This is a genomic window from Pseudomonas baltica, from assembly GCF_014235765.1.
Lineage (GTDB): Bacteria > Pseudomonadota > Gammaproteobacteria > Pseudomonadales > Pseudomonadaceae > Aquipseudomonas > Aquipseudomonas baltica.
The window spans coordinates 885350-901413 of record NZ_JACMYH010000001.1 but is presented as its reverse complement, the minus strand read 5'-3'; the positions used below and the strand labels follow the sequence as shown (position 1 = coordinate 901413).

The following is a 16064-nucleotide window of genomic DNA, read 5'->3' as shown; positions in this document are numbered from 1 at the left end:
AAGAGGCAAATAGCACCAGTTATCAGACACTGAGGAACTCGCAGCATGAAACTGAAGATTGAAGGTGAAATTACTCCCGAGCGGGTGGCTGAAGCTGTCGCTGACGCATCCAGGATGTGGTCAACAACCCGGCCAGGAGGCAAGTTCTACGGTGCGAAAATCCAGCTAGTGCCATTTGATGCTGAAGGGAGTAAATGGGCACTTGTTGATGATCAGAACGAACCTTTCGTCATGATCATCCCCGCTCCGTCTGGAACGATAGTCCGACCAGCCCTAACTGCCGAAGGCAAGCAAAACCAAAAGCATCGTCCCGCAATGGACCAGCAGCAAGAAGTTAAAGGGTCACCCCTTGAGCCAACGGTCGCTGTAAGCTAATCCTGTTCAATGAGAGCGCCTGCCCTGTGACCTGCGGAGGTAGAGCACAGGCACGCTCAAGTTCTCAAAGGTAAGCAGTATATGTTCACATGATGCGGCACTAATGTCTTACGATGGACTGAGCCATGGCATGCTTGCCAACGTAACATATAACTGCTTAATCTCTCTGCATCGGTTGGTAGGTGTGGAAGGGACGGATGTCTTGCTCCGGACTGGGTACAATAACTTCTATCTCAAAGCAGCAGTGACAAGCGGAACGTGGCAAGGTCATAGAAAACATATTTCTTATCTATCTTATGTCTTGTGACGGACTTCGTCACGCATAATCAACTTCTCAAAGTTTACCGCCGTGCCTTTGGGCACATTGTATATCTGTACATAGCCCAGGGGAGGGCGGGGGCAAACCCCTCCCTACGTTGCTTTGAATTTTCGAAATGAACTCATCCAGCTAGGCGCTGATGACCATAGTCATACCTTACCCTTTTGTGTTGGCTAGCCGTGGCCAAAGCCACAAGATATCCATTTATAATAAAGATCAAAGGCAGGAAGGGGCTTGGCTGCCCATCTCTCCCTTTAACCTTACAGGGTTAACCTGGTGCCATAGGCACAGTTATTCATCCGTGACGGTAGCGTCACAAGTAATAACCCTAAGAGTTGATGACATGAGATAATGCTGGTTGTTGATTCTGGAAGAAATCGCTTAAAGAGACTCTAAGAGAAAATTTCCTATACGTCTTTCTGCGGTATCTGTCGGTAGGGTTTGATCCAGCTACTCACTGTTCTTCTTGTCTTTCCAACTTCTTTGGCTATACTCTCTATGCTGTAGTTTTGCTCCCATAAGGTGATCGCTTTCAGCTTCAGATTTTCTCTCTTCTTTCTTAATGCTGATTCGGGTGATATGTAATCTTCAGCATAGGTTTCGTTAATTTCGCAATTGCCTATTTTTTCTGCAAGAAAATTTGCGATGTCTAAGTCTTGCACAAATAGCAAGATTCTGCTTTGGCTGGTTCTTGATCTCAGTGCGGTTCTGCAGACCGATTGGAGAGTTGACTCAAAAAATCTTTCATACTTTACTGCGTTCTTGATCTCGTCTGAGGAAATTGTCTGTGTGATAGACAGTAACCCTGCGAGGGTTTGCAAACTTCTACCTTCTATCGGGGTTATGTTTCCGTGCTGTAAACAGATAGCAATAGTGTATTCGGAGTACTCATTAATACCTCTGTTATCGATAGGGATAAATCTTATATTGCTATCGTCTTGGTGTGGAGGAACTGGTAGCTCAGCTCTGCACCACTGATGCGCCACGAGAATCGCTCTTCTATTCCCGATAATTCTAAATACATCAACCTTTAGCCAAGCGTCAAGCAGACAATCCTTTTGATAGTCTGGATAAAGCTTACCTCCCTTCATAAGCGCTGCGCTCTTTGAGTAAGACCTGTTCCTGAAGAAAGGATGAATTTCTACCTTATTGCCGTACCCTGCAAAGTCGATATCTGCCTCGACGGGTTGGATGCTCCAACCTGCGCCTTTGAGGGTGATTCCAAGCAGCGTTTTGCCGACTTCGGCCCCCATGACCAGAACTTTCTCGGCTGCTTCGAATGCCTGAGTATAATGTTTGATACCGACAATTCTTACGGTTCGCTTCAGCTTTGCGTCGAGGTCTTCAACCTCAACGACACTCCTGCGATCTAGTAGCGCCTTCAGAATGGTGCGTGCGTCAGGTGTAAGGGCGGAGTTATTGCCACTTGCTAGCCCCTCAATTAGTTCTCGGCAATCTTCCTTTGCAGTAACTCTGTTCTTGTCGCCGACTTTAGTTACTTCAGTGATGTTATCAAAAACTCTGCGATAGGAGAGCTCTGTGAAACTGTGTGTTGAGCAGTTCCAAGTTGTTGGGACTTCATCTATGTACAGCGTCCATTCGTACAAAGCCTCCGGGTTTATCATTCGAAGGGATTCGTGAGTACAGATAACAATCTTATGTGTACGAATGAGAAGTCTTTCCTCCAGAGCTTTTGTTACAGATCCTTCTACCGTATTGCTATCAATGGCAATGAAATTCAATTCCAGTTGCTCGATTCGCTTCTGTACTTCGGCTGATAGTATTTTGGTTGGAAATGCGAGTATAGAGTGTCGAGCATCCGGTTTGACAAGCTGATTGATTAGCCACGACGTCTTTCCGGCACCGGGCGGTGCAATTAATGTGTATATGAATTTCATAAGCTTTTCGAACTTGAAATGGCACCGTGGCGATTGATCTGACTGGTTTTGAGGCTCGACAATTTACTGCAAGAACGAAGTTTATCTGGAAGTGAGGTATGAGACGACTTTACAACACTCTTGCAGTTATTGCTGATGCTCGTTGTTTGTAGTCAATCGCGGTTGATGTATCGGGGCTCAGCTATCGATTGAGCACCGTGCTAGCAATTAACTCAGACTTATTGAACAAGATTGAATTAGTAGTTCACTGTTTTCGATTGCTTTCATCAATAACCTCTTGCATGAATCTGGCTGCTCTCTCTTTGCGATAGATAAGTAGTGATGTCAATGTAGGTGCGAGTTTTGGGTGTTGGTCGGCGAATAGTTTGAGAAATACAACATCGGACTCGTCCGCAGTTACTGAGAAATAGTCCTCATGATCATCGTAATCATGGCTCACACCTCTCAACTCACCATTTGAGGTGATCTGGAGATAATAGCGTGGAGGGGTTATGTACTCATCGATGTTGTAGTCGTTCAGCTTAATTTGACTTGTATCTATAACAGTGGCCCACTCAATTTGATGAAGTTTGCCATGTTCAGGGTTGATAAAAGGCAAGTTTTCATAGATGAAGTGATCTTTGTGATTTGCTGATGGGAATGGTGTGTTACGTTTCATGAAGTAATACCTCTTATGTGCTCACAAAGCATTATGCTTGTGTAAGGCGTGCGGCGGTTTTAATGGTTCTCTAAGGAAGTGGCGGACTGTCTATTCGGGTCTCCGAGTGTGTGGGTGCTAATTGATTGCAGTAGGGCGGCAGTACCTAGCTCGATAGCCTGTCATGATGAAATGAAATCCATGTGCTGACCTGTAGTGTTTGGATTAGCCTGATCTGTCGTAATGGTTTTTCTGCATTTGGTTAAAGCCTCGGTTCGCAGCTTGTATTGTTATTAAGGCTTGGTCAATAGAATAGCGATTTTCGAAAATGGTCCGCTCGTAAACTGTCATGCAGGTCTGGGATTGCTTGGAGCATTGCAAATGTTTCGGAGATGACCAGAAGCTTATAGGTTTAAAAGCCATTGTCAACAGCCATAGTTAAAGTTTTATCGATTTAATTGGGCTTGTATACTTGAGTATTTAGTTGCTTGGTTAACTGCTTATTTAAGTATTTAAGTAGTTAATTGTTCGCTTGGTTACTTGAGTGCCCACGCACGTACCTGCCTACGTACCTACGTACCTACGTACCTACGTACCTACGTACCTACGTACCTACGTACCTACCTACCTACCTACCTACCTACCTACCTACGTGCGTGCGTACCTACCTACCTACCTACCTGCCTGCGTACCCGCGTACCTGCGTACCTGCGTACCTGCGTACCTGCGTACCTGCGTAACTGCGTAACTGCGTAACTGCGTAGATGTATATACAACCATTCACCCAGGTACCCAGGTACCCAGGTACCCAAGTACCCAAGTACCCACTTGTCTATACAAGCAAGGACGCAAATTTGCTTAGGCCTTACACGGCGGCGGTCAAGCTGGTAGATGAATGTGCTGGAGGGCGTCAACCATCGCTTTCAGCGGGTTCCTACTCCCATAAATGCTGAAGGTTACCGAGGCGTCTTCGTGACCCACAATTCGTTTGATCAGGGAATCCTGTACCCCTGCATCACGTAGATCGTCAATCAACGTATGGCGAAAGCTGTGGAAGGTCTTCCTAGGGTTGTTGATCCCCATCCCCTGCTTGTAGCGACCGAACCATTTCGAGGGTGCATGTCCTAGCTTGCCCCTAACTGCTACCAGGTCGTGGAAGAGGCGATCTGCGCCAGTTGCTCTGGTTGACTCGACGTATCTCAATAGCCCCAGCTCGATTAGTGCCGGGTGCAGCGGGAGAATCCGTCGGCTGCTAGCATTCTTGAGCTTCTGGTCTTCACGGCTGTCGTCAATGCGGATGCATTGGATGCCCTGTTGCTCAATGAAGTCATCTGTACGCAGTTGGCACAATTCTTCCAAACGTGCACCAGTCGCTCGGCCAAGCAAAGGCAGCCAATAGCGCCATGGGTGCTTCCGTGCTTCCTTTCCTAGGGATGCTTGGTCAAGCAGCGCCACCAGGTCGTGCTTATCGAAAGACAGTCGCGCCTCCTTAGCAGACCCGACCATCACCTTCATTCCCGCCAGAGGATTTTCCGTTAAGTAGCTGTTCGACTTGCACCAGTTCAGGAAAGCTGAAAGCTTGCGTAACCTGTTGTTTACAGTCACCGCAGTAATGGTTTTGTAGCTCACGGCGGAATCGACCACCTCTCTGAGCGTTCGCCCCTTGAATTCGGGACGCAGACCGAAGTACTGGGGACATCGGCTTAGCCGGTCTTTCAACAGACGGGCTTGATGAGCGTCGAACGTTGCTACGGGCATGTCACCCATTAATTCGAGCAGATCAGATAAAGCACGCTCGACCTCCCCGAGGCTGCCCTCCCGCCATGTGCTACCGCGTTTCCCTTCTTCTATATATAGCTTGGTGAGGTTGGCAAGGGATGGACTGTCGCGACGGGAATACGTGGTGCCCTCTATGCGCCTCGTAGAGGTGGGCCGAAGTAGAGGGGTAGGGGTTGCCTCGCGCCACTGGTAACAAAGCGCTTGAAGCGTCGCGAGGTCCGCTAGGGGGTGCTCGTTCAAATATGCGTGGACTCGCTGGACAAGCGAGGCGGCTAGGTATAGTGCGGTCCTACGCTCTCGCACGCCGAGGCTTATGCGGAGTGTGTGGCGATGCGGAAACAAGTGCTTGGGCAATCGAAGATTCAGGTAGTAAACCGATTGACGACGTACGACGTAAGCCATGAGTGGAACACCAAAGTGGAACAGCTAAGTGGAACAATGCTGGCCACACCTCTCGTTTTTGAGCGCCCGTGCAACACTTCCGCACGGCAGAAATCTGGCAACCTTATCGGCCTGAAACCCTTATTCCATAAGGTCTGCAACGATACCCGAGCATGCTTGCATGCGACCTGGTCAGATCCGGAAGGAAGCAGCCACAGCGGGAACATTGTGTGCCGGGGTGTGGCTGGTAGGGTTGCCACCTGTTTCCGCAGCATCCCTCGATTCATCCGCAACCTCGCAATGCACCCTTCAGCTGTAACTCAATCGCGCCCGCCCTCATTTTTCAAAGTCTGAATTCTTGTTTCGGCACTCCGTTCATCTGAACAGAAATATACTTGTTCGGGTCTGTGAAAGGTCGTATTCAGCTCACCCTCGCAATGCATTCCATATCAGGCGCTTGGCGTGATTCAAGGGCGCCAATCTGCCACCGACCGGCGACCTCATGCTCGGTGTGGTTCATTCGTTTTCCGATACAGCTTCTACCCTAGTTGAAAGTCATCACGGGGGAATTGCATCATGATTTTGCTTCGTTCGCTCGATCTTCCATCGCGCAAAAGCGCTTTGCTCTTGCTGATATTGGCCAGTAGTTCCTGTGCCAACATAAGCCGCACAGTCGAGTTGCCCGCCGTGGGCAGCACGAAACAGGATCCCGAACAGGTACTGCGTTATTGGACGCCCGAGCGCATGCGCAGTGCCGCGCACATCCAGGATCCTGCCGATCTCACTCCTTTCGAGCCGCCGCTGGGGGGAGATGACAAGGGTTACCTCAAGATGGGCAGTCCTTATGTCAACAATATGGAGTCGCGGGTAACGGGCATTTTGTTCTATCACAATGCCAGGATGAACGCGGATACGCATTGCTCGGCGTCCGTCCTTCAATCCAGCACGCGTAGCCTCATCATAACGGCGGCCCACTGCACGATTTTTCCGAATCCAGGAGGTGAAACCTTTTCGCGGCACATGCTGTTCGTGCCGGCCTACGATGGGTCGCCAGGTCGAAATGTTGCTGAGATGGCGCCTTACGGAATGTGGCCTGTCAGTCGCGCCTATGTGAGCGAGAATGTGGCGCAAAACCCGATAATCATCATCGGTTCGCAGTTCGACTTGTCAGTGGCGTCTGTGCATCCCAATGGGGAGGGTCGCCGACTGCAGGAAGTGGTGGGCAGCGCGCTGCAACCTGTCGTCTCCGAGAGCGAGAGTTTTCCGAACGCTTTGACGGTCGGCTATCCCTCGGCGCAATACGGAGGGCAGAGCCAGTACTATTGCAAGACCGCGCTAGACAACCTGCCCTATGGGGTCGGTGGGAGGAATGCTGAAGCTGGTAGCTTGGGCGCTTCCAATTGCGGAGTGACGGGTGGCCATAGCGGTGGGCCTATCATTGTCGGCCAAGGCGTAGTCGGTGTGGTGCACGGGGGTGACCATACCAGGCTTCGCCCAAGCATTTACCCTGCCCAGGTCGCCGCTGCGGAAGCTGACTTTCCCTTGCCCTGATGAAAGTTTGCGTAGCAGATATCAATGTTAGCTGCCTTGGTAGGTACGGTCTGCAACGATGCCAGCGCAGGCATGCACAGCGCCCGGTTTTCCAGTGAAGCATGTAATAGAGCAGGGCACGGATGCAATTTCGGTGCTGCTCCATTAGCATTGGCGGTCTTCCGCTTTCATGTCGCGACGGTTTTCGATGAGTTATCAGGTTCTTGCACGTAAATGGCGTCCGCGCTCGTTCCGCGAAATGGTCGGCCAGACCCATGTGCTCAAGGCATTGATCAATGCGCTGGACAACCAGCGGCTGCATCACGCCTACCTGTTCACCGGCACTCGGGGCGTGGGCAAGACCACCATCGCGCGGATCATCGCCAAGTGCCTCAACTGCGAGACGGGCATCACGTCAACGCCGTGCGGTGAGTGTTCGGTCTGCCGCGAGATCGACGAGGGTCGCTTCGTCGATCTGATCGAGATCGATGCCGCCAGCCGCACCAAGGTCGAAGACACCCGCGAGCTGCTCGACAACGTGCAGTACGCCCCCAGCCGTGGGCGCTTCAAGGTTTACCTGATCGACGAAGTGCACATGCTGTCCACGCACTCGTTCAACGCGTTGCTGAAGACGCTGGAAGAGCCGCCGCCCTACGTCAAATTCATTCTGGCCACCACCGATCCGCAGAAGTTGCCAGCGACCATTCTGTCGCGCTGCCTGCAGTTTTCTTTGAAGAACATGACGCCGGAGCGGGTGGTCGAGCACTTGAGCCATGTGCTGGGTGTCGAGAACGTACCCTTCGAGGACGACGCGCTGTGGTTGCTCGGCCGCGCCGCCGATGGCTCCATGCGCGACGCCATGAGCCTGACCGACCAGGCCATTGCCTTTGGCGAAGGCAAGGTGCTGGCAGCCGATGTTCGGGCGATGCTGGGTACACTGGACCACGGTCAGGTTTACGGCGTGTTGGAGGCATTGCTCGAAGGTGACGCCCGCGGTGTGCTCGAGGCCGTGCGCCATCTGGCGGAGCAGGGGCCGGACTGGAATGGCGTGCTGGCTGAAATTCTCAACGTGCTGCACCGCGTGGCCATCGCCCAGGCGCTGCCCGAGGCGGTAGACAATGGCCAGGGTGATCGCGAACGGGTGCTGGCGCTGGCGCAGGCGCTGCCGGCCGAAGACGTGCAGTTCTATTATCAGATGGGCTTGATCGGCCGCCGCGACCTGCCACTGGCCCCGGAGCTGCGTGGCGGTTTCGAGATGGTGCTGCTGCGCATGCTCGCTTTCCGCCCCGCAGGCAGCAGCGATGGGCCCAGTCAACCGCTAAAGACAGTGGGGATCAGCGCGGCCACAGTTGATTCCACCCACTCCGTGGCAGCTCCAACCCCCGTAGGAGCCGTCAGCGGCCGCGAAGGCCCTGTTGCGGATACCCAGGCAGACCGCGTCGCGCCTTTCGCGGCCACGGACCGCTCCTACGAGATGCCCGCACCCTCGAATCCCCCCGTAGGAGCGGTCAGCGGCCGCGAAGGCCCTGTTGCGGATACCCAGGCAGACCGCGTCGCGCCGTTCGCGGCCACGGACCGCTCCTACGAGATGCCCGCGCCCTCGAATCCCCCCGTAGGAGCGGTCAGCGGCCGCGAAGGCCCCACCGCGGATACCCAGACAGACCGCGACGCGCCGTTCGCGGCCACGGACCGCTCCTACGAGATGCCCGCGCCCTCGAATCCCCCCGTAGGAGCGGTCACCGGCCGCGAAGAATCCCCCGCGCATTCCCAGGCAGCCCCTGATCCCGTTATCGATCTGCCCTGGAACGACCCGGTCGCGCCCGCAACTGCGCCCACCCAGGAACCGATCCTGGACGTCGTCGCCGAGCAGCCCGCATTGACTCCAATGCCGGCGCCCACGCCTGCCAGTGCCGTGCCGGACGCCCCGGAAACCCAGACAGCCCCGCCTGCCGACGATGCCGAGCCCGCCGATTACACACCAGCCGGCATGGACCGCGACGACGAGCCGCCGCTGGACGAAGATTACTACGCCCCGGAAACCGACGGCGCCGCCTACAGCTACCTCGACGAGCTGGCCAGTGAAACCGTCCACGACACGCCTGTCGAAGCCGAGCCCGAAGTGCTGCCTGCCGCACAGCCGGCGAGCGGGCTGGCTCTGCAATGGCTCGAGCTGTTTCCGAAACTGCCGATCTCGGGGATGACTGGCAGCATCGCCGCCAACTGTACCCTGATCGCCGTGGAGGGCGACGACTGGCTGCTGCACCTGGACCCGGCGCACAGCGCGCTGTTCAACAGCACCCAGCAGCGGCGCTTGAACGATGCGCTGAACCAGTATCATCAGCGCACGCTCAATCTGACCATCGAGCTGATCCGCCCGGAACAGGAAACCCCGGCGCAGGCCGCCGCGCGCTGGCGTGCGAATCGCCAGGCCGATGCCGAACAGTCGATTCAACAAGACCCGTACGTTCAACAAATGCTGCAACAGTTCGGTGCCATCATTCGCGACGATACGATTGAACCAGTCGAGGCGGTGGCCGGCCCAACGCGTTAAGTGCTCTTACCCAAGCCCGCGCAGGACGCCTTCGGCACTGCGCGGTCATACCCATTGACCTTTGAGGTGAACCCCATGATGAAAGGTGGCATGGCCGGCCTGATGAAGCAGGCCCAGCAGATGCAGGAAAAAATGGCCGAGATGCAGGAAGAGTTGGCCAAGGCGGAAGTGACCGGCCAATCGGGCGCAGGTCTGGTGAGCGTGGTAATGACCGGTCGTCACGACGTCAAGCGCGTGAGCCTGGACGACAGCCTGATGCAGGAAGACAAGGACGTGCTCGAGGATCTGATTGCCGCCGCCGTCAACGACGCCGTGCGCAAGATCGAAGCCAACAGCAAGGACAAGATGTCCGGCATGACCTCCGGCATGCAACTGCCGCCCGGCTTCAAGATGCCGTTCTGACCCAAAAATGCCAGGCCCCAAGCCTGGCATTTTTGTATCTGAGTGACCCAAGTGGAAGCGCCTCCCCGTAGGAGCGGTCATCGGCCGCGAAAGCTACACCGCGGTCTACCGGACACATCGTGTGCCCCCTTCGCGGCCACAGACCGCTCCTACAGGGTACGCGCGCAATCCAATCCCCCCGTAGGAGCGGTCATCGGCCGCGAAAGCTACACCGCGGTCTACCAGACACATCGTGTGCCCCCTTCGCGGCCACAGACCGCTCCTACAGGATACGCGCGCAATCCAATCCCCCCGTAGGAGCGGTCATCGGCCGCGAAAGCTACACTGCGGTCTACCAGACACATCGTGTGCCCCCTTCGCGGCCACAGACCGCTCCTACAGGATACGCGCGCAATCCAATCCCCCCGTAGGAGCGGTCATCGGCCGCGAAAGCCACGCCGCCGGCTGTTTGCCAAGCACCCAGTTGAACATCCCGCCACCCCATGCTGTCCTTTTCCTATAGCCACTTGCTGAAGGAATACTCCGCAATGTCCCAAGACCTGACCCTCAACCAGCGCTTCGTTCTCGCTTCCCGTCCAACCGGGGCGCCGACGCCGGAGAATTTCCGCCTGGAGCGCGAAGCCCTGCCGGATCTCGAAGACGGGCAAGTCCTGCTGCGCACGCTGTACCTGTCCCTGGATCCCTACATGCGCGGCCGCATGAGCGACGCACCGTCCTACGCCGCACCGGTGGAAATCGACGAGGTCATGACCGGCGGCACCGTCAGCCGCGTGCAAACTTCCAAGCACCCCAAGTTCCGCGAAGGTGACCTGGTCGTCGGCATGACCGGCTGGCAGACCCACTGCATTTCCGACGGCAGCAATCTCACGCCGCTGCCCGCCGGCATCCCCAGCCCCTCAATGGCACTTGGCGTTCTGGGCATGCCCGGCATGACCGCCTACATGGGCCTGACCCACATCGGCCAGCCCAAGGAAGGCGAAACCCTGGTGGTCGCAGCCGCCTCCGGCGCAGTCGGATCGGTAGTGGGGCAGGTGGGCAAGATCAAAGGCCTCAAAGTCGTCGGCATTGCCGGCGGGCCGGAAAAATGCCGCTACGTCGTTGAAGAACTGGGCTTCGATGCCTGTGTCGATCACAAAAGCGAAACCTTCGCCGACGACCTGGCCAAAGCCTGCGCCCAGGGCATCGACATCTACTTCGAAAACGTTGGCGGCAAAGTCTTCGACGCCGTCATGCCGTTGCTCAATGCTCGCGCGCGCATTCCGGTGTGCGGCCTTATCGCCGGCTACAACGCCACCGACCTGCCAGAGGGTCCGGACCGCTTCGCGCTGTTGCCGCGCACCCTGCTCACCAAGCGCATCCGCATGCAGGGCTTCATCGTGTTCGACGACTTTGGCGATCGCCATGCAGAATTCTTCTCTGCCATGGTGCCGTGGGTTCGTGACGGCAAGATCAAGTTCCGCGAGGACGTGGTCGACGGTCTGGAGCGAGCGCCGGAGGCGTTCATTGGCCTGCTGCAAGGGCATAACTTCGGCAAGCTGGTGGTCAAGGTTTCCGACGCCTGAGCATTTGACGTGACCCGGAGGCGCGGGTATAAACCGCGTCTCGTCGTTACGTCAGGCCGCCTTCCATGAGCTTCAGCCCACTGATCCGTCAACTGATCGACAGCCTGCGCACCTTGCCCGGCGTTGGCCAGAAATCCGCCCAGCGCATGGCCCTGCAGCTGCTCGAACGCGACCGCAGCGGCGGTAGTCGGCTGGCCCAGGCGTTGAGCCAGGCCATGGAAGGCGTAGGCCATTGCCGCCAGTGCCGCACCCTCACCGAAGAAGAACTTTGCCCGCAATGCGGTGATCCACGTCGCGACGATACGCTGCTGTGCGTGGTGGAAGGGCCGATGGACGTCTATGCTGTTGAGCAGACCGGCTACCGCGGCCGCTATTTCGTGCTCAAGGGGCACCTGTCGCCCCTCGACGGTCTGGGCCCGGAGGCGATCGGCATCCCGCAACTGATGAGCCGTATAGACGAGCAGGGCACCTTCGCCGAAGTCATCCTGGCGACCAACCCGACTGTCGAAGGCGAAGCCACAGCTCATTACATCGCCCAGCTGTTGGCGAAGAAAGGCCTGGTGGCTTCACGCATCGCCCACGGCGTTCCCTTGGGTGGCGAGTTGGAACTGGTCGACGGCGGTACCTTGGCCCATTCCTTCGCCGGCCGCAGACCCATCACCCTCTAACCAACCCACACCCCTGTAGCAGCGGCGCAAGCCGCGTCGGCGGCACACGCGGTGGGTCGGAAGAATCACGGTGCTGCCGGACGCGGCTCGCGCCGCTGCTACATAAAACATGCGAACCTGTGCCATACACCCGTGTAGCAGCGGCGCAAGCCGCGTCGGCGGCACACACGGTGGGCCGGGAAGATCACGGTGCTGCCGGACGCGGCTCGCGCCGCTGCTACAGAAAACATGCGAACCTGCGCCACACACCCCTGTAGCAGCGGCGCAAGCCGCGTCGGCGGTACACGCGGTAGGTCGGAACAATCGCGGTGCTGCCGGACGCGGCTTGCGCCGCTGCTACATAAAACATGCGAACCTGTGTCACGTCTCTACACCTCCATTTCCAGGGCCGACCATGCACCGTCTAGCGTTCAAGCAAGTCGATGTCTTCACCACCCAGCGCTTCAAGGGCAATCCGCTGGCGGTCATCCTGCAGGCCGAAAGCCTGACGCGCGAACAGATGCAAGAAATCGCCCACTGGAACAACCTCTCCGAAACCACCTTCGTGCTGCCCGCCACTCGCCCTGAAGCGGACTACCGCGTCCGCATCTTTACCCCGAACTCCGAGCTACCCTTCGCCGGCCACGCCACCCTCGGCAGCGCCCACGCCCTGATGGAAGCCGGCCTGATCGAGCCGCGCAACGGCCGTCTGGTGCAGGAGTGTGCATTGGGTCTGATCGACCTTGATGTGGTCCGCCAGCCCGATGGCTCGCAGCTGATCACCTTCGAATTGCCGCCCGCAACGATCCAGCCAGTCAACGACAGTGATCATCGCGAGCTGCAGGCTGTGCTGGGGGTAAGCGTGGTGCGCGACCGCAGGCCGTGCTTCGTGACCGTTGGCCCGCGCTGGCTGGTGGTGCAACTGCGCGACGCACAAACCGTGCTGGCGGTCATCCCTGACCTGGCGCGCATGGCCATCAACGACCACCGCACCAGCACCACCGGCGTGGTGATCTTCGGCCCGCACCCCGAAGGCAGCAACGAGCACATAGAAGTCCGCACCTTCGCGCCCACCTGCGGCATCACAGAAGATGCAGCCTGCGGCAGCGGCGGCGGGGCGGTCGCCGCGTTCATCCGTGCCACCGGGCAGACCGCCTCGCTGGGCTCCCAGCTGCGAGTCGCCCAGGGCGCTGCGTTGGGTCGCGCTGGCAAGATGCAGCTGTCGATCAGCGACCAGTCGATCAAGGTCACCGGTGCCTCTGTGACCTGCCTCGACGGCTTCCTCAATCCCTAGGGTTCCCAAGGGCAGCGGTCAGCGACCCACCACCTCGATGCCGCCATCGTTGTGTTGCCGATACAGCGTATAGGGCAGCATCAGCGTGTCGAGGATTGCCGAGACGCCGATGTCCAGCGCGACGAAACTCATCTGCGGTCCGCTGCGCGAGTGGCCGGGCTTGGGCGCCTGGCCATGCAGCAGGCAGAAGTCATAGACCACGCCGCTGTACACCCGAGGCACAGCACCGCAGAACGACTCGGCTTCCTTCAAGTTGTCGCTGGTCACCACATCATCGCGAAACACCGTATTGATCGTGCCGCAACCCGCCAGCAGTCCCGCGACAACGACGCCTATCAACGCTTTCATTCCTGCCACTCCTTGTGTGAGATCGGCACTATAACCGTTTCCATCAACCGGTTTCGCCAGGGTCGTGTTGCGCCTTTCGTCAGATGAAGGGAACTGTCATTTACGAAAAGACGAAATGCGTTGTCCATTGCCTCGCAAATCGAACAGGCTCGGTATCCATACGCCAGATGTGAAAGATCGGTTACCTCTCGTAACAACTTTTTTGGCAGTGTGTTCAACCGGTGTTACAAACCTCGCTGTCGGCCCGTATGTGCCGTGGGGACAGGCCTTGGGTGGTTTGGTATCATCCGGCCTTTGAAAATCATGCATGCGTCAGACGCGCCCTGAATCGATCCAGCGCGTCTCTTCTTTAACTCGATGGTGTCGTTTAACGTGAAAATCCTCGTAACCGGTGGTGCAGGCTTCATTGGCTCGGCAGTCATTCGCCATATCCTGGCAAATACCGACGCCGCCGTGGTCAATGTCGACAAATTGACCTACGCCGGTAATCTGGATTCGCTCATGGGCAGCGAGCGCACACCGCGCTACGCCTTCGAGCACGTCGACATCTGCGACCGCGCGCAGATGGATCGAGTGTTCGCCGAGCACCGGCCGGATCTGGTCATGCACCTGGCTGCCGAATCCCATGTCGATCGCTCGATCACCGGGCCTGCCGCGTTCGTCGAAACCAACGTGATCGGTACCTACACCTTGCTCGAAGCCGCGCGCCAATACTGGTCGCAACTCGACGCCGAGGCCCAGGCCGCCTTCCGCTTCCACCACATCTCCACCGATGAAGTGTATGGCGACCTCGAAGGCCCGGAAGACCTCTTCACCGAAACCACGCCTTACCAGCCCAGCTCGCCGTATTCCGCGAGCAAGGCCAGCTCCGATCACCTGGTCCGTGCCTGGCAGCGCACCTACGGGCTGCCGACGTTGATCACCAACTGTTCGAACAACTATGGGCCGTGCCATTTCCCGGAAAAACTCATTCCGTTGATCATCCTCAATGCCCTGGAAGGCAAGGCTTTGCCCATTTATGGCAAAGGTAATCAAATTCGCGACTGGCTGTATGTCGAAGACCACGCACGTGCGCTGTATCAAGTGGTGACCGAAGGTGAGGTAGGGGAGACCTACAATATCGGCGGCCACAACGAGAAACAGAACATCGAAGTCGTGCACACGGTCTGCGCCTTGCTCGACGAGCTCTGCCCGCAGTCACCCCATCGTCCTCATGCGCATTTGATCACCCACGTACAAGATCGCCCCGGCCATGACGTTCGCTACGCCATCGACGCCAGCAAGATCCAGCGCGAGCTGGGTTGGACGCCGGTAGAAACGTTCGAGTCCGGTATTCGCAAGACCGTGCAGTGGTATCTGGATAATCCCGAATGGGTCAACCGCGTGAAGAGCGGCGCCTACCAGCAATGGATCGATACGAATTATCAAGGGCGTGAACTGTGAAAATATTGCTCCTGGGCAAGAACGGTCAGGTGGGTTGGGAGCTGCAGCGTGCCTTGGCGCCGCTGGGCAAGGTAGTCGCACTGGGCAGGAACATCGATGAAGCCGGTCTCTGCGGAGACCTGGCATCGCTTCAAGGGCTGGCCGAAACGGTGCGGCGCATCGCGCCGAACGTTATCGTCAACGCTGCCGCCTATACCGCCGTGGACAAGGCCGAGAGCGAAAAGGACACCGCCGACCTGATCAATCACCAGGCCAGCGCCGTGCTCGCCCGTGAAGCGCTCGATCTGGACGCCTGGCTGGTGCATTACTCCACCGACTACGTGTTCGATGGCACGGGCGAGAAGCCCTGGCAGGAGAGCGACACCACGGTCCCCGTCAACTACTACGGCGCGAGCAAGCTGGCCGGCGAAGAAGCCATTCGCAAGTCCGGCTGCAAGCATCTGATTTTCCGCACCAGCTGGGTCTACGCAGCCCGTGGCAACAATTTTGCCAAGACCATGCTGCGCCTGGCCAAGGACCGCAAGAGCCTGAGCGTCATCAGCGATCAGATCGGCGCACCCACCGGCGCCGAGCTGCTGGCCGACGTCGTCGCCCATGCCATTCCCATGGCCGTGGCGAACCCTGACCTGGCCGGCACCTACCACCTCGCCGCTACGGGCGAAACGTCCTGGCACGCCTTTGCCAAGCTGGTCATCGAAAACGCCCGCCGCCAAGGCACCAAGCTGGCCGTGGAAACGGTCGAGGCCATTCCCACCAGTGCCTACCCGACACCCGCCCTGCGCCCGCTGAATTCGCGCCTGGACACGACCAAACTGACCGAGCGTTTCGGCCTGACGCTGCCGCATTGGGAAGTGGGCGTGAAGCGAATGCTGGCCGAGATCAGCACCAAGCAATGATC

At 57.3% G+C, this 16064-nt stretch carries 13 protein-coding genes; 9 read left to right on the top strand and 4 right to left on the bottom strand.

Features of this window, described 5'->3' with window-relative positions; all coding sequences use genetic code 11:
- Positions 1 to 45: 45 nt before the first annotated feature.
- On the top strand, positions 46 to 375 hold the full coding sequence (locus H7993_RS03970; protein WP_185793518.1) for a hypothetical protein: 330 nt from the start codon (positions 46 to 48) through the stop codon (positions 373 to 375).
- 726 nt (positions 376 to 1101) lie between these two features.
- Here the strand turns inward: H7993_RS03970 and H7993_RS03965 are convergent.
- From H7993_RS03965 to H7993_RS03955, 3 genes are all read right to left on the bottom strand, one after another.
- Positions 1102 to 2592 (bottom strand): helix-turn-helix domain-containing protein, encoded by a 1491-nt coding sequence (locus H7993_RS03965; RefSeq protein ID WP_185793517.1) that lies wholly within the window; start codon positions 2590 to 2592, stop codon positions 1102 to 1104.
- 244 nt (positions 2593 to 2836) lie between these two features.
- Entirely contained in the window at positions 2837 to 3250 is a 414-nt protein-coding gene (locus H7993_RS03960; RefSeq protein ID WP_185793516.1) for a hypothetical protein, read from the bottom strand.
- An 858-nt stretch (positions 3251 to 4108) separates the two neighbouring features.
- Positions 4109 to 5410, bottom strand: a complete 1302-nt coding sequence (locus tag H7993_RS03955) for a site-specific integrase (RefSeq protein ID WP_185793515.1) — start codon at positions 5408 to 5410, stop codon at positions 4109 to 4111.
- A gap of 555 nt (positions 5411 to 5965) precedes the next feature.
- Between H7993_RS03955 and H7993_RS03950 the strand changes: the two genes are divergently transcribed.
- The 6 genes from H7993_RS03950 (at position 5966) to H7993_RS03925 (ending at position 13375) form a co-directional block, all read left to right on the top strand.
- The gene (locus H7993_RS03950; RefSeq protein ID WP_185793514.1) at positions 5966 to 6940 is read left to right on the top strand and encodes a trypsin-like serine peptidase; all 975 of its coding nucleotides are present in this window, start codon (positions 5966 to 5968) and stop codon (positions 6938 to 6940) included.
- A gap of 187 nt (positions 6941 to 7127) precedes the next feature.
- Positions 7128 to 9470 carry a DNA polymerase III subunit gamma/tau gene (gene dnaX, locus H7993_RS03945; RefSeq protein WP_185793513.1) on the top strand — a complete coding sequence of 781 codons (2343 nt, stop codon included), beginning with the start codon at positions 7128 to 7130 and terminating at the stop codon, positions 9468 to 9470.
- 75 nt (positions 9471 to 9545) lie between these two features.
- The gene (locus H7993_RS03940; protein ID WP_122478410.1) at positions 9546 to 9872 is read left to right on the top strand and encodes a YbaB/EbfC family nucleoid-associated protein; all 327 of its coding nucleotides are present in this window, start codon (positions 9546 to 9548) and stop codon (positions 9870 to 9872) included.
- 527 nt (positions 9873 to 10399) lie between these two features.
- Positions 10400 to 11434, top strand: coding sequence for an NADP-dependent oxidoreductase (locus H7993_RS03935; RefSeq protein WP_185793512.1), 1035 nt, complete (start codon positions 10400 to 10402; stop codon positions 11432 to 11434).
- 65 nt (positions 11435 to 11499) lie between these two features.
- Positions 11500 to 12102, top strand: a complete 603-nt coding sequence (gene recR / locus H7993_RS03930; RefSeq protein WP_185793511.1) for a recombination mediator RecR — start codon at positions 11500 to 11502, stop codon at positions 12100 to 12102.
- A gap of 394 nt (positions 12103 to 12496) precedes the next feature.
- On the top strand, positions 12497 to 13375 hold the full coding sequence (locus H7993_RS03925; RefSeq protein WP_185793510.1) for a PhzF family phenazine biosynthesis protein: 879 nt from the start codon (positions 12497 to 12499) through the stop codon (positions 13373 to 13375).
- Positions 13376 to 13393: 18 nt separating this feature from the next.
- Here the strand turns inward: H7993_RS03925 and H7993_RS03920 are convergent, their stop codons facing one another.
- Positions 13394 to 13723 (bottom strand): YceK/YidQ family lipoprotein, encoded by a 330-nt coding sequence (locus H7993_RS03920; RefSeq protein WP_122478402.1) that lies wholly within the window; start codon positions 13721 to 13723, stop codon positions 13394 to 13396.
- A 372-nt stretch (positions 13724 to 14095) separates the two neighbouring features.
- Here H7993_RS03920 and rfbB point away from each other — a divergent pair, with 372 nt between their 5' ends.
- Positions 14096 to 15166, top strand: coding sequence for a dTDP-glucose 4,6-dehydratase (gene rfbB / locus H7993_RS03915; protein WP_185793509.1), 1071 nt, complete (start codon positions 14096 to 14098; stop codon positions 15164 to 15166).
- Entirely contained in the window at positions 15163 to 16062 is a 900-nt protein-coding gene (gene rfbD, locus H7993_RS03910) for a dTDP-4-dehydrorhamnose reductase (protein ID WP_185793508.1), read from the top strand. The genes rfbB and rfbD overlap by 4 nt, the downstream gene beginning before the upstream one ends.
- The last annotated feature ends 2 nt before the right edge of the window (positions 16063 to 16064 follow it).